Source organism: Pseudoalteromonas luteoviolacea H33-S (assembly GCF_001625695.1).
Lineage (GTDB): Bacteria > Pseudomonadota > Gammaproteobacteria > Enterobacterales > Alteromonadaceae > Pseudoalteromonas > Pseudoalteromonas luteoviolacea_B.
This window is the reverse complement of the sequence record NZ_AUXY01000088.1, coordinates 24,422-39,662: the sequence shown is the minus strand read 5'-3', so window position 1 is coordinate 39,662 and position 15,241 is coordinate 24,422. Positions and strand designations below refer to the sequence as shown.

Annotated in this window: 14 protein-coding genes; 7 read left to right on the top strand and 7 right to left on the bottom strand. The window is 42.1% G+C overall.

Annotated features, from left to right (window positions below):
* Window positions 1-179: 179 nt before the first annotated feature.
* Window positions 180-695: a bifunctional 3-hydroxydecanoyl-ACP dehydratase/trans-2-decenoyl-ACP isomerase gene (gene fabA, locus N477_RS17515; protein ID WP_046355548.1), complete on the top strand. Its 516-nt coding sequence runs from the start codon at window positions 180-182 to the stop codon at window positions 693-695.
* Between the two features lie 69 nt (window positions 696-764).
* Here fabA and rmf read toward each other — a convergent pair whose 3' ends face one another.
* From rmf to lrp, 7 genes are all read right to left on the bottom strand, one after another.
* On the bottom strand, window positions 765-935 hold the full coding sequence (rmf, locus tag N477_RS17510; protein WP_023398857.1) for a ribosome modulation factor: 171 nt from the start codon (window positions 933-935) through the stop codon (window positions 765-767).
* Window positions 936-1,454: 519 nt separating this feature from the next.
* Window positions 1,455-2,744 carry a serine--tRNA ligase gene (gene serS / locus N477_RS17505; protein WP_063360088.1) on the bottom strand — a complete coding sequence of 430 codons (1,290 nt, stop codon included), beginning with the start codon at window positions 2,742-2,744 and terminating at the stop codon, window positions 1,455-1,457.
* Between the two features lie 10 nt (window positions 2,745-2,754).
* The gene (gene crcB, locus N477_RS17500) at window positions 2,755-3,135 is read right to left on the bottom strand and encodes a fluoride efflux transporter CrcB (RefSeq protein WP_063360119.1); all 381 of its coding nucleotides are present in this window, start codon (window positions 3,133-3,135) and stop codon (window positions 2,755-2,757) included.
* Window positions 3,136-3,141: 6 nt separating this feature from the next.
* On the bottom strand, window positions 3,142-4,497 hold the full coding sequence (locus N477_RS17495; protein ID WP_063360089.1) for a replication-associated recombination protein A: 1,356 nt from the start codon (window positions 4,495-4,497) through the stop codon (window positions 3,142-3,144).
* Entirely contained in the window at window positions 4,490-5,119 is a 630-nt protein-coding gene (gene lolA, locus N477_RS17490) for an outer membrane lipoprotein chaperone LolA (RefSeq protein ID WP_063360090.1), read from the bottom strand. Before lolA ends, N477_RS17495 begins: the two co-directional genes overlap by 8 nt.
* 1 nt (window position 5,120) lies before the next feature.
* Window positions 5,121-7,766, bottom strand: coding sequence for a DNA translocase FtsK (locus N477_RS17485; RefSeq protein ID WP_063360091.1), 2,646 nt, complete (start codon window positions 7,764-7,766; stop codon window positions 5,121-5,123).
* A gap of 68 nt (window positions 7,767-7,834) precedes the next feature.
* Window positions 7,835-8,314, bottom strand: coding sequence for a leucine-responsive transcriptional regulator Lrp (lrp, locus tag N477_RS17480; protein WP_039609997.1), 480 nt, complete (start codon window positions 8,312-8,314; stop codon window positions 7,835-7,837).
* A gap of 137 nt (window positions 8,315-8,451) precedes the next feature.
* Between lrp and ald the strand changes: the two genes are divergently transcribed.
* The 6 genes from ald to N477_RS17450 all read left to right on the top strand — a co-directional run bounded on the left by ald (window position 8,452) and on the right by N477_RS17450 (window position 15,234).
* On the top strand, window positions 8,452-9,573 hold the full coding sequence (ald, locus tag N477_RS17475) for an alanine dehydrogenase (protein WP_039609996.1): 1,122 nt from the start codon (window positions 8,452-8,454) through the stop codon (window positions 9,571-9,573).
* A 153-nt stretch (window positions 9,574-9,726) separates the two neighbouring features.
* A complete protein-coding gene (locus N477_RS17470; protein ID WP_063360092.1) occupies window positions 9,727-10,569 on the top strand; it encodes an HDOD domain-containing protein in 843 nt (280 codons plus the stop codon).
* 122 nt (window positions 10,570-10,691) lie between these two features.
* On the top strand, window positions 10,692-12,560 hold the full coding sequence (locus tag N477_RS17465) for a methyl-accepting chemotaxis protein (RefSeq protein ID WP_063360093.1): 1,869 nt from the start codon (window positions 10,692-10,694) through the stop codon (window positions 12,558-12,560).
* 85 nt (window positions 12,561-12,645) lie between these two features.
* Window positions 12,646-13,242 carry a PilZ domain-containing protein gene (locus N477_RS17460; RefSeq protein ID WP_063360094.1) on the top strand — a complete coding sequence of 199 codons (597 nt, stop codon included), beginning with the start codon at window positions 12,646-12,648 and terminating at the stop codon, window positions 13,240-13,242.
* 56 nt (window positions 13,243-13,298) lie between these two features.
* Entirely contained in the window at window positions 13,299-14,357 is a 1,059-nt protein-coding gene (locus N477_RS17455; protein WP_063360095.1) for an agmatine deiminase family protein, read from the top strand.
* Window positions 14,344-15,234 carry a carbon-nitrogen hydrolase gene (locus N477_RS17450; protein WP_046355559.1) on the top strand — a complete coding sequence of 297 codons (891 nt, stop codon included), beginning with the start codon at window positions 14,344-14,346 and terminating at the stop codon, window positions 15,232-15,234. Before N477_RS17455 ends, N477_RS17450 begins: the two co-directional genes overlap by 14 nt.
* The last annotated feature ends 7 nt before the right edge of the window (window positions 15,235-15,241 follow it).

Genomic DNA, 15,241 nt, shown 5'->3' with positions numbered 1-15,241 from the left:
AATTACTAACAAACAAACTAATTATAAAGTTTTTTCAACTAAAAATCGCGTTATTCATTAAGAGAATTGATTTTAATCTTTTTGACGTATTGTTGAGATAAAAATTTAACTGTTCAGAGTTGTTTAGCGTACAACTGTACGCTAGAGTACCCGCAATTAAAAAATGAAGAATGAATACTATGGAACCTAAAAATAGCTATACAAAAGAAGAATTAATCCTTTGTGCTGAAGGCAAGATGTTTGGTGAAAACAACTGTCGCCTGCCAATCGATAATATGTTGATGATGGACCGTATCGTTGAAATCAACGAAGACGGTGGTGAGTTCGGTAAAGGTCAAATCATTGCTGAGCTTGATATCAACCCTGATCTTTGGTTCTTCGATTGTCATTTCCGTGGCGACCCTGTAATGCCTGGTTGTCTAGGCTTAGACGCCATGTGGCAGATTGTTGGCTTTTTCTTAGGATGGTCTGGTGGCCCAGGTCTTGGCCGTGCACTAGGTGTTGGTGAAGTTAAATTTACTGGTCAGATTTTACCTACGGCTAAAAAAGTAACGTACCGCGTAGACATGAAGCGTGTTATCAAGCGTAAATTATTTATGGGTCTTGCTGACGGCGTTGTTGAAGTTGACGGCCGTGTAATCTACGAAGCAAAAGATCTGAAAGTAGGTCTATTCCAAGATACAAGCGCTTTCTAATTTAGCGCTTTAAACAAATAAGCCCCTTTCGGGGCTTTATTCTTTCAATTCGTTTCTGTTGGCTCTGTTTTATGTTTTAAACATGTTGCGATTGTCTATGGCCTCTCGCCAGCCACCTAACCATTCTGATCTGTGCTCAATTTGTTGATATGGACATAAATCTTTAGACCGCCCTGCTAAACCTGCTTTAAATCCCTGTGAGTGTGCTCTTTCTAAACGGTCTCTTTTCTGTCTCTTCATAGGTAAATTCCTCACCTTCAAATTTTTGATTGCTTCGTCTTATCGACATCCACATTTAATAAATAGTTAACGCAACTGTAATTTGCAAACTCTTTTCGCGTGTTATGCAAAAGCACATACAACCTCTTTGATATGAAAAATATTTACTGCGATTTTTGAGCGTGCATTACCTGCCTAACTATCTTGGATAGAATCAAATATAAATTTTGCAATAATGGTAACAATAAGACTCCAGCTCGCTTTTTTCAAAAGCGTGCAAGACTTATTCAGAAGGAATGGCCAAACCTCAAGTTCTAATTAATCATAGTTTGAAAGGACATGCAACAAAGAGTAGATAAGAACTTTTTGTGAATTTTTTATTTGCAACATATATACACAAAATCTCACACAAAAAGCTTTTCAATCCAAAAAAATCACAAATAAGAATAGAAATAACCAGTTTAGACGTAAAAAAACATTCATTATTTTGTCATAAAAAAGGCCGCAAGATAGCGGCCTGATATCAATCACTTGGGTTGATCACTTAAGGATCTCTAAACCACCCATGTATGGCTTAAGTACCTCTGGTACGATAATCGAGCCATCTTCTTGTTGATAATTTTCTAATATTGCAACTAGTGTACGACCTACCGCAAGGCCAGAACCATTCAATGTATGAAGTAATTCTGGTTTCTTTTCACCTGCTCGACGGAAACGAGCCTGCATACGACGAGCTTGGAAGTCTTGCATGTTAGAGCAAGATGAAATCTCACGATATGTATTTTGCGCAGGAAGCCATACTTCTAGATCGTATGTTTTCGCCGCACCAAAGCCCATGTCGCCCGTACATAAAACCACTTTTCTGTAAGGAAGCTCTAGTGCTTGAAGAATACCCTCAGCGCTGCCCGTAAGCTCTTCAAGTGCAGCCATTGAATCTTCTGGCTTGACTAGCTGAACTAATTCTACTTTGTCAAACTGATGCTGACGGATTAGACCACGCGTATCACGACCATAGCTACCCGCTTCACTACGGAAACAAGGTGTATGTGCTGTCATCTTGATAGGCAGCTCTTTCTCGTCGAAAATTTCATCGCGAGCACAGTTTGTTAGTGGTACTTCAGCTGTTGGAATTAAGCTGTAGCCATCTTGATCTTCTTCGAGTACTTCAGTGTGAAACAAATCCGCAGCAAATTTAGGTAACTGGCCAGTGCCATATAAGCTTGCTTTGTTCACAAGGTAAGGCACATACATTTCAGTGTAGCCGTTTTTGTCAGTGTGCGTATCAAGCATAAATTGAACAAGTGCACGGTGCATACGTGCAACGCCGCCACGCATAACAGTAAAGCGAGAACCACTTAATTTAACACCCGTTTCAAAGTCTAGGCCTTTACCTAATGCTTCACCTAAATCAACGTGATCTTTTACTTCAAAATCAAACTGCTTAGGCTCGCCCCACTTAGAAACTTCAACGTTGTCATCTTCATCCGCGCCTGCTGGCACATCCTCAGCAGGTAAGTTTGGCAATGTTGACGCTAAGTCTTGTAGCTCAGCTAATATTTTATCTTGCTCAGCTTTTGCTGCTGATAGCTGATCACCAAGGTTTGCAACTGCATCTAACAATGGTTGAACATCTTCACCCTTTGCTTTAGCTTGACCAATCGCTTTAGAGCGGCTGTTACGCTCGCTTTGTAGTTCTTGTGTTTTTGTTTGTAACGTCTTGCGTTGTTCTTCTAACGCATTAACTGCCTCAACATCTAACTCGAAGCCACGTTTTTTTAAGCGCGCAGCAGCTTCTTCGATGTCCTGTCTTAAATACTTTGGATCTAACATGTTTGTTCTTTTAACCTTTTTGCATGACTAAGCAAAGACCTATCCAGGCCATAAATATACATACGACGACATTCAACGCTATATTCAGTGCCATCTTCACAAACTGGCCTTGTTGTAACAACAAAAGGCTGTCCATGGAAAATGTTGAAAATGTCGTCAAAGCACCTAAAAAGCCAACCCCTATCAACGCCTTGGCAGGAGATACCGCGATTATTTGCTTTTCGATTAATCCGTAAAGAATGCCCATCAACAATGAACCAAGAATATTAACGGTCAATGTCCCAAAAGGGAATCCCTTACCCATGAGTTTTAACACAATATCACTAATAAAAAACCGTAAGCAGGCACCAAATGCGCCACCAACAGCAATCATTAGATAAGTTTTGAGCACTTCCATTTACGTTTTACCCGGTTTTTGAGTATACCTTTGTTGAGCACTCGAATTATCGAGGCTTTTTAAGTAATTGAGTTTTTCTTTAATTTGCTTTTCTAACCCACGTTCAGTTGGGTAGTAGTATTGTCTGTCTGATACAGATTCTGGAAAGTAGTTTTCCCCTGCGGCGTAGGCACCAGGTTCATCATGTGCATAGCGGTATTCTGCCCCAAACCCCATTTCCTTCATCAGCTTTGTTGGCGCGTTACGTAGATGTTCCGGTACAGGTAAATCGCCGTCTGTCTCAGCATCCCTTTTCGCCTGCTTAAATGCGGTATAAACAGCATTGCTCTTGGCGGCACTGGCCATATATATGGTCGCTTGTGCAATCGCTCTTTCGCCTTCTGCAGGTCCGACTCTGTGAAAAATATCCCATGCATTCAGTGCGACCTGAAGCGCTCTTGGATCTGCATTTCCTATATCCTCACTGGCAATGGCAAGCAAACGTCTTGCTACATAAAGCGGATCGCCGCCGCCTGCTAAAATACGACAATACCAATAAAGTGCTGCGTCAGGATTACTACCACGAACCGATTTATGAAACGCAGAAATCAAATCATAATAAATATCACCGCCTTTATCATACTTGGCTAAGTGAGTTGGTAAAATTTGCGAAAGAACATCACTGTCAATTTTTATGTCGCTGCCAGTACGATGGCCAAGATCAACCGATTGCTCTAACAGGTTCAATGCTTTTCTTGCATCACCATCAGCCGCTTGTGCGATTGCAACCAAGGCTTCTTGTTCAATATGGATAGCAAGTTGGCTCAATTGCTCATCATGCTCAATGGCATTTTGTAGCGTAAACAGTAATTCATCTTGCGATAAAGGCTTTAGTGTATACACGCGGGCACGAGACAACACAGCATTATTCAATGCAAACGACGGGTTTTCCGTTGTCGCACCAATGAAAACAAACGTGCCATCTTCTATGTGAGGTAAAAAGGCATCTTGCTGAGACTTATTAAAGCGATGGACCTCGTCGACAAAAAGTAAAGTTCGTCTGCCTGATTGAGACAGTCGACTTTTTGCTTCTAACACAGCTTCACGAATTTCCTTCACGCCTGCTGTCACAGCAGATAGTTTTTCAAGCTCAGCATCTGCATGATTTGCAATGATCTCAGCTAATGTGGTTTTTCCCACTCCCGGCGGGCCCCATAAAATCAGACTATGGCATCGACCTTGTTCAATGGCACGATAAAGCACAGAGCCTTTTTCAATAATATGTGTTTGCCCAATATAGCCCTGTAACGACTTTGGCCGCATTCTAGCGGCCAAAGGTCTAACATCTGGGGCAAAATCAAAACCGAAATTACTCACCTGATGTCTGGTCGTCTATGACCACTCCATGCGGAATTTTAAAGGTAAAAGATTTATCGTCTATTTCTAAATTTGTTTTAGCATCTGCAAATTTAAATGTCGAGATCTGGCCTGAAGCATCTTTGATACTTAACGAATCAATGGCAAGCCCAGCGCTTTGGAACACAATATCTAATTGCTCCACTTGAGATTCAACATCAGGCTTTGGCGATACACGATAACCAACCGTGGTTTTTGTGACATCATATTTTGCCCACTGAGACTTATCCTGTGTTGTCAGTAAAACAAAGGGGGTAGTATCAATTAAGCCAGCTGTATTCATAACAGTTACTTGTTCAGCAAAGCTATCGAAATAAAAAGTCTTATCACCATCGGACACTAATAGCGTTTCATCCGGCTCTAACTGTTGCCAACGAATTTTTGAAGGATATTTTAGCGCAATATTCCCCGTTCCATCTTGTAATAATGTGCCTTCTTCATCCTTCACTTGTTGCGTGAAATTCGCTTTAAATGTATTTAACGATTTTAGCTTTGCCTTTAGAGACTCCGCATCGCCAGCAAAGCTTAGTGGCATAAAGCCACAACTTAAACCTAGTACTAAGGCTATTGTTTTAAACTTCATTTTAATTTGCTCCACCTTTCGGTACTAATACTTCTCGTGCGCCATTATGGCCTGGCGCACTTACAACACCTGACATTTCCATCTGTTCAACCAAACGTGCTGCTCGGTTATATCCAACTCTTAATTTTCGTTGCACACTTGAAACCGATACCTTACCAGTTTCAATAACAAAGCCAACGGCTTCATCGTAGAGCGGATCAGACTCTTCATCAGCACCTTCAGGCTGCTCGCCAGGTAATAAAATTTCTTCCGTTGCCTCACCACATAAAATATCTTCGATGTAGTTTGGCTTACCACGCGCTTTCCAATCATTCACAACAGCATGTACTTCATGGTCATCTACAAACGCACCATGAACACGGCTCGGAACACTCGTGCCAGGTGGTAAGTAAAGCATGTCACCCATACCTAATAAGTTCTCTGCACCTTGTTGATCTAGTATGGTGCGCGAGTCAATTTTACTAGAAACTTGGAACGCCATTCGCGTCGGTATATTTGCCTTAATCAGACCTGTGATAACATCAACTGACGGTCTTTGTGTTGCCAATACAAGGTGTATCCCCGCTGCACGTGCTTTTTGAGCGATACGGGCAATGAGCTCTTCAACTTTTTTACCAACGATCATCATCATGTCTGCAAATTCATCGATGACGACCACAATACTTGGCAGCTTATCTAGCTCCTCTGGCCCATCAGCCATACCGTCCGTATCTTTAAATAACGGATCTAAAATAGGATGCCCTGCTTCTTTAGCTGCTGTGACTTTCTGGTTGTAGCCTTTTAAGTTTCTAACACCTAATGCAGACATTAACTTATAGCGACGTTCCATTTCCCCTACGCACCATCTAAGTGCATTGGCAGCTTCTTTCATATCTGTCACAACTTCACACAGCAAGTGTGGAATACCTTCATACACTGATAGCTCTAACATTTTAGGGTCTATCATGATCATACGAACGTCTTCAGGCGGTGACTTATACAGTAAGCTTAATATCATAACATTAACGCCAACTGACTTACCGGAACCGGTTGTACCAGCTACCAATAAATGTGGCATTTTTGCAAGGTCAGCCACAACTGGTTCGCCTGCAATGTCTTTACCTAAAACCATGGTTAATGGTGAAGGGTTTTGCTCAAATTTAGGGGCGTTAATGACCTCTGAAAGCCTGACTATTTCTCGGTTTTTATTCGGTAATTCCAGTCCAACATAGGTTTTACCGGGGATAACTTCAACAACTCGTACACTTACAGCTGACAGTGAACGGGCCAAATCTTTTGCAAGACCGGTAATTTTGGCCACTTTAATACCAGGTGCAAGGTCGAGCTCAAAACGCGTAACAACAGGGCCCGGGTAAACGCCTACAACTGCGGCTTGAATGTTAAAGTCCAATAATTTGGCTTCAACAAGGCGTGACACAGAGTCTAATTCTTCTTTAGTAATTGGGTTCTCTGCTTTGTCTGGTCTATCTAGTAAATCAAGAGATGGTAGCGGGTCTTTAGGTGGCTGCGCTTCTAACAAAGCCTCAAACTGCTCTTTTGCAGAAGGTGGTGGTTGGTAAGCTGGCTTCTGCTCGGAGCTTGGCGTTGGCTTTTTAATTGGTCTTGCTGGCGATACTACTTTAGTCACGGGCTCTTCTTTTACTGCGGCATCATCCAACGCATTCAGGGCAGCAACCGTATCAAGTGACTCATCGTCGATAGCAGAAAAATTAATTTCTTGCTCAAGAATATGATCAAGCTCATCAAACACATCTGCAGAAACCGCATCGTTAAACTCCTGCTTTTGCTCAAATACAGGCTCAACATTTTTAGGAGACACCGGCTCGTTGTTGTCTTTACGACCAACAACTGAAAACAATTTATCTTTTAATTTTAGCGGTTTTTCAGTTTGTTCTTCATCAGATTCTTTAGCCTCTTCTACAACTACCTCAGGCTCCTTTTGAGCGCGCTCACTTTCTTCAATTTGCTCTCTGGCATCGATGCTTCCCGTTTGTTCTACTTCAGCTGGTTGCTCAGTTTCAGCAGCAATGACTTGTGCAGAGGTTGGCTCGGATTTAGGTGTTCTTGTGGTCGCTTTTCTAAATAAAAACTTCACAAACTGAACGACTTTTTCACCTAAATAATCAACCGCTTCAACCCAAGAAACTCCAGTTAGTAAGGTGACACCCGCAAAGAAGAAACACAAAAGTAGAATTGAGGTGCCTGTGAAGTTGAATGCTGGCATCATCGCACCCGCCACAACATCTCCCACTACTCCGCCTGAAGAAAAGGTGTATATATCATCAAAATTGATACTACTAATGGCACTTGAAGACGCGATTAAGAGCGTTGCGCCAATAATCCTTAAACCAAGCGTTGTGTAGTCGAGCTGAAAAATTTTGTGAGGCTTTTTAAATAACACATAACCAAAAAGCTGCATTGCAGCTGGTACCCAAAAGGCAAGCCAACCAAAACTCAATAATAAAATGTCAGCTACCCAAGCGCCTGCTGCACCTGTGATATTATTGACTTGTACAAACTCACCCGCTTGTGTCCACGCCGGATCGGCTGGATCAAATGAAACTAAGGCGCAAAGCGTAAAAATTGCAGCAGCTGTGCTAACAATAAGTCCCGTTTCTAGTAGGCGCTGAACACCATTTAAGCGCATTACATTCAACCTGTATTTATCTTTTGTTGTAAACTTCTATTATAGGTTACACCATATCAAGAAATTCTTTAAGGTGCACAAGGTTTTATAATCTCTCCCTCCTCCCCTTTTACCTCTTCCATAACAACATAAGTACGACTTTCATTAATATTTGGTAATTTAAGCAAGATTTCACCCAGCACACCTCGATACTCTGACATGTCCGTAACACGGGTTTTTAGTAAAAAGTCGAAATTCCCAGATACTAGGTGACATTCAATGATTTCATCATGTTGTTTTACCGCCTCATTGAAACGCTCAAAAACATCTGGCGAGTTTTTATTTATGGTCACTTCAACGAATACCAGTAACCCCTGGCCAAGCTTAACCGGGTCAACTACTGCTTTATATCCTTTAATGAACCCTTCTCGCTCTAGTTTTTTTACCCTTTCCAGACAGGGTGTTGCACTTAATCCAATTCGTTTGGCTAATTCAACATTAGAAATTCTTCCGTCTTTTTGTAATTCGACTAAAATTTTTCTATCAGTTCTATCTAGCTGAGTATGCATGAAAAGTGTTTTATCCTATTTTTACGAAATTTAAAGTCAATTCACCTTTAATTTACCACAAAAAAGGTAGGACACACTAGCCATGCATAATTATAATAGTCGAAAATGTTATCCGTTCTTATTTGAGGCGATTTATTATGATTATTGGTGTACCTAAAGAGATTAAAAACCACGAGTACCGTGTTGGTATGGTTCCAGCAAGTGTTCGTGAACTAATTAACCACGGCCACCAGGTTATTGTTGAAACAAATGCAGGTATCGGCATTGGTTTCACTGACGAAGATTATATCCAAGCGGGTGCTGAAATTTTACCTACAGCTGCAGACGTTTTCGCTAAAGCTGAAATGATTGTTAAGGTAAAAGAACCACAAGCTGTTGAGCGTGCAATGTTACGTGAAGACCAAATTCTTTTCACTTACCTTCACCTAGCACCAGATCTTCCACAAACTGAAGATCTAATTAAGAGCGGCGCAATTTGTATTGCATACGAAACTGTAACTGACTCACGTGGTGGTCTTCCACTTCTAGCGCCAATGTCAGAAGTTGCTGGCCGTATGTCTATTCAAGCAGGTGCTCAGGCGCTTGAAAAATCAAACCTTGGTCGCGGCATGCTACTAGGTGGCGTACCTGGTGTTGAGCCGGCTAAAGTAGTTGTTATCGGTGGTGGTATGGTTGGCCGTAACGCAGCGCAAATGGCTGTTGGTATGGGTGCTGATGTTACTATCCTTGACCGTAACATCGACGTACTACGTAGCCTTAACGCTCAGTTCGGTAGCCAAGCAAAAGTTATCTACTCAACAGTTGATGCACTAGAGAAGCACGTTGTTGAAGCTGACCTTGTTATCGGTGGTGTACTAATCCCAGGTGCTGCTGCTCCTAAGCTAGTAACTGAAGCACACATCAAAGCGATGAAGCCTGGTGCTGCTATCGTTGACGTTGCAATCGACCAAGGTGGTTGTATCGCGACTTCTAAAGCGACTACACACGCAGAACCAACTTACATCGTTGACGACGTTGTTCACTACTGTGTTGCTAACATGCCAGGTGCGGTTCCTCGTACTTCTACGTTTGCACTTAACAACGCAACTCTGCCATATATCATCAAGCTTGCGAACCTAGGCTATAAAGAAGCACTTCTTTCTGATGAGCACTTCTTAAACGGTCTTAACGTTCTTAAGGGCCAAGTAACTTGTAAAGAAGTTGCTGAAGGTTTCAATATGGAGTTTGTTGAGCCACGTTCAGCTGTTGAAAACGCATAATCGCAAACAGCATTGAATATTTAAAAGGCCTGCTTTTCGCGGGCCTTTTTGATTTTAAATCAACTGTTCCTTCCCATACCCTTTCTATTTTTCTCGTTTTTACAATTTTTGGCTATTCTTATCAATGTAAGATAATGCAGTGAGCGAGAAGTTATGGCCATATCTTTAACCCAACAAGAAAAACAGATCCTTAGGGCTATATCCATCCCGCCAAGACCCGAAGCACTTGTTCAATTTTCACAAGAAACAAAATCCCCTGAACCAAACATCAATAAAATCACCCAAATTTTACAAAGTGACGTTGCCATCAGCGCGGCAATACTACAAGTCGTTAACTCAGCAGCCTTTCGCCGTAGTAAAGAAATTGAATCACTTGAACAAGCCATCATGATCCTCGGCCTGAAGCGTTTAATACCGCTTGTTAAAGCGGTTGCTGTTAAAGCGACTGTCGAAACGCCACCAGCTTTGGAAAACTTTTGGCAAGATCAAAGCGATATTGCGCAGCTTTGCTCAACGCTGTGTTTGAAGTTAAACAAACCCGGTTTATCAAACCATGCCTACATGCTTGGGTTATTCCATACCGTTGGGATCCCTTTATTGTGCGTACACTTTGATGATTACACCGAGGTGATAGACGTTGCGAAAACCGATGGTTGGAGCAAAGCAACTGAGTTTGAATTTGGTAAATACAATACTAGCCACGCCACCATAGGCGCACTGCTTGCGCAGCAATGGAAGTTGCCAAAACCCATGATCAACGTCATCTATTACCAACATGATGCCAATGGCATATTCCGCTCAGGCGAGCTAGACGGCATTGCTTTGGAGCTTCTTTCGGTTTTAAAGCTCGCTCGTCACGGTAATTTTCTATTCAAAAATACCGCCACCATCGAAAACGATCATGAATGGCAGACGATTAGTGATGAAGTATTAGATTTCGTAAATATGTCTGAAGAAGAACTGGATGAGCTATATAGTGCTTTAGAGTCAACATAACGTACTTTATTTTGAAGTTTTGATGCTAAATTGTAAATAAAACCATTAAACTACCGTAAATCATTGCAACTATTCGCTTATGATTTACCTTTAATAATAAGCTCACATCTGGGAGACGTTCAGTGAAGTTTAAATATAAAGTAGTCGCCGTTTCTGCGAGTGTTTTAGTGCTTGCCTTATTCTTACTGTCGGTCAAGCAATACTTCCTGCTTAAAGAAAACTTAGAAGAACAAGTCACTCACAGTATGGAAGAAGTGATCCAAGGGATCAGTAATACTGTCACAGCTCAAATGCAGGGCGCTATGAACCTTGCAGCGCTTACTACTGGGCTAGTCGCTCAGGTCGATGGCCTTGAAAAGGCACGCCCTATGATTTCTCAGCCCAAGCTAACCTCTGAGTTTTTACTCATCGGCTACGGTGAAGAAAGTTCAGGTAAATATGTGGCAAGCGACCCAAACTGGAACCCTGGTTCGACATGGGACCCAAGAGTTCGCCCTTGGTATAAGGATGCAAAAGCAGCAAAAAACTTGGTCGTGACAGATCCATATGCGGATGCCGTCAGTGGCGAGATTGTTGTGTCAATTGGTGCACCGGTATTTAAAGGCAGCCAATTTCACGGCGCCATCTTTTATGATGTCAGCCTTGCGAAATTAGGCAACATGATTAATTCATTTAACTTATTTGATGCTGGTTTTTCATTTATGGTGAGCTCCAACGGCAGCACAATTTCTCATCCAGATGTATCGCTAAATGGCCAACCTGCACGTAACTTCTTAGGTAACACAGTTGTCAAGGAATCATCACAGGAAATTGAAATTGACGGGGTCACCTATCTTATTATGTTTAAAGCAGTTGAAGGATATGATTGGTACGTCGGTGTCGCCCTTGAAAAAGAAAAAGTATTTTCTGCTATGGAAACGCTCACCTACAACGCAACAGTCGTCTCTATCATCGCAGTTATTGCCAGCTTCTTAGCCTTATCTTACGTCATTAATATCTTATTAAAACCACTTGAAGCGATTAACGCTGCGATGTCTAATATCGCCAGGGGTAACGCAGACCTTACAGTTCGGTTGCAGGCTTCGAGTGAACCTGAGTTTTCTGATTTAGCAGAAAACTTCAACTTATTTACCTCTCGACTGCAAAACATCATTGCCGACATTCAAACTTTAGGACACGAAGTACTCGATGATGCTAAGCAAACATCTGCCGGTGCTAATCACGCAACACAAGCCATACAAAGACAACTTGAGGCACTCAATGAGCTAGTCAACTCGACTGCCAATATGTCCAATACGGAGCAACAGGTTGCAAGTACAGCACAACTTGCTGCTGACGCAATTAAGACTACAGACGGTTTGGCAAAAGATGGTGAGAGCATAGTCGTGCAATCCACTAGCTCCATCAGTGAGCTTTCATCACAAATTGAACGCGCTGTAGAAGTTGTCAATGAACTAGAAGTATCTTCGTCTGGGATTGAGCAGATCCTGTCTGTCATTAATGGTATTGCAGAGCAAACAAACCTACTCGCTCTTAACGCTGCAATCGAGGCTGCCAGAGCCGGTGAGTCTGGCAGAGGCTTTGCTGTGGTGGCAGATGAAGTGAGAACCTTAGCCCAGCGCACACAAGAGGCCACCACAGAAATTAAGTCGATGATCGACCAACTTCAATCTGGCGCTGAAAATGCTGTAGGGGTTATGAAGCAAAGTCAAACTATTGTTGAAAAGACCGTTGTCAAAGCGGAAGAAACAAAAGATGCCCTCCATGCCATTCGCGAGTCAATTAACAACATTGTTGAGCTAAATGTAAATATTGCCAGCATGTTGGAAGAGCAAAAAACAGTGGTAGAAGCAGTCGATCACAATGCATCTGAGATACGAAACTTGTCAAATACCGTTGTCGATGAAGCGAAAGTGGTGGATCACACCATGAAGTCACAAGTTGATAAAATCGCAAAACAAGAGGACATGTTAGAGCAATTTAAAGTATAAATTAGTTAACATCTTGATTTAAATGGCTAGAGTGGCGAGAATAAAGGTATAGCTACTCTAGCCACATTAATATCGGCATACATAAATGCAAACGAACTTAAAAGAAAACTTTGACCAATATTTTCAGATAGACGAAGCAAACCAAATCAACTTATTCCCTGTTGATGAAAACATGGTGCCTAAAAACCAAGCTCAGCTTGAAGCTGCAATTCCCCCCTTATTCAGGCTAGCTAATGAAATTAATGAGCTAGATTTGAATGCACTCAGACCTTTAAGAAATTTAGGCGATGTTGCATCAGACTTAGCTGCTTACCTACAAGCTCAATCGAGAAAAATTGACCTCATCATGAGCCACATTCTTGCCAATGAACAGCCTGAAGATGAAACCAGCTATTGCGACAGTTATGGCGGTGGTGGGATCAAGGTCACGACCAATGAGCAATTTCAAATAGGACAAAACTTTAGAACCAAAGTTTTTTTGCAATATGAAGCCAGTGCCATTTTTTGCTATAGCCAAGTGATTGAGATTTCAAAACAAGATGATGATGCACTTCAATATACCCTAGCTTTCACTCAAATTAGAGACACAGATCAAGAGCTACTAGTTCGAGCCAGCTTACATGCACAAACAAGGCAATTAAAAAAGCGTCAATCAGACACCGAAAGTGATCAAAATAGCTGACACAGCGCCATGCAGTGATACACTTAGCCCCTAGTAATTAAGAATCTATTATCGTCATGAGTTTTACGTTATTACCTGAATGGTCACCGCAAGATGCGGTGATGGTCACATGGCCGCACAAAAATACTGACTGGGCTGATATTCTTGAGCAAGTTGAGCCTGTTTATATCGCCCTATGTCAGCAAATATCACAAGTTCAAAAAGTGGTTATCGTTGCCCACGACGAAGCGCTTAAAAATCATATTACCACCCTACTGATTGATGCCAGCGTAGATATGCAACAAGTCGTATTTGTTGATGCGCCTTGCAACGATACTTGGGCACGTGATCATGGTCCGCTGACAACAGCGAATACATGCGGTGAACTCAGTATTAAAGACTTCATCTTTAACGGCTGGGGAAACAAATACCAAAGCGATTTAGATACCCAGATCAATGCCGCTATGTGTCAGCAAATTGCAGACGAGCATAACCAAGTTCAACAAGTCAACTTGGTGTTAGAAGGTGGCGGTGTCGAGATTAACGAGCACAAAGTTTTGTTAACCACATCAGAGTGCTTACTGAATCCAAATCGCAACCCACACCTGAACAAGCAGCAAGTTGAAGCTGAGCTCACTAAAGAGCTAGGCGCAACTTCGTTTTTGTGGGTTGACCATGGCTACCTTGCTGGTGACGACACGGACAGCCACATCGATACGCTAGTCAGATTTGCACCAAATAATACCCTTGTGTATGTGCAATGTGACGATGAACAAGACGAACACTATCAGGCACTCAATGCGATGGAGTCTCAACTTAAAGAGTTTGTCACTCTTTCAGGTGAACCATATAACTTAATACCTTTGCCGTGGCCAAGTGCTAAATACAATGATGAGAATGAACGTTTACCTGCAACTTATGCGAATTATCTGATCATTAACGATACTGTATTGCTCCCTATTTATGGGGATGAAAAAGACGCACTCGCACTGACTCAATTGCAAAAGGCACATCCTGAAAGAACCATTATTGGCATTGACTGCCTGCCAATTATTCATCAATTTGGCAGCTTGCACTGTATCACAATGCAACTACCTCAAGGCTTTTTAAGTAGGAACCCAAATGAGCAACAATAATTTGAAAGTCGCGTTAATCCAACACGCTAATAGCGACAACCTAGAAAGTAACTTCGAAAAGTCCATTTCAGGCATTAAAAATGCAGCAGCACAAGGTGCAAAATTAGTTGTATTACAAGAGCTTCACCGTAGCCTATATTTCTGTCAAACTGAAGACACGGATTTATTCGACTTAGCTGAAACCATACCGGGTCCAAGTACGGATGCATTTTGTGCACTTGCGAAAGAACTCAACGTTGTTATTGTCGCCTCACTTTTTGAAAAGCGAGCAACGGGCTTATATCACAATACCGCAGTCGTCATTGAGTCGGATGGCACCATTGCTGGAAAGTATCGTAAGATGCATATCCCTGACGATCCGGGCTTCTATGAAAAATTTTACTTTACCCCGGGTGATTTAGGTTTTGAGCCAATCCAAACATCTGTAGGCAAACTAGGCGTTTTAGTTTGTTGGGATCAATGGTTCCCTGAGGGCGCAAGATTAATGGCCATGGCAGGTGCTGAGTTGCTTATCTACCCAACGGCGATTGGCTGGGACCCGCGTGATGATAAAGATGAACAAATTCGTCAACGTGATGCATGGATGATTGCACAGCGCGCACATGCTGTTTCTAATGGCGTGCCTGTTATTAGTGTGAACCGAGTTGGCCACGAATCTGATCCAAGTGCGCAAAGCGAGGGTATCTTGTTCTGGGGCAATTCTTTTGTCGCCGGTCCTCAGGGTGAACTGCTTGTTCATGGTACTGAAGATCAAGAAGAAGTACTTGTCGTCGATATTGATCAAGACCGCAGTGAGTCAGTTCGCCGTATTTGGCCGTATTTACGTGATAGACGTATAGATCATTATCAAGACCTATGTAAAATATACAGAGATTAAGTAGTTA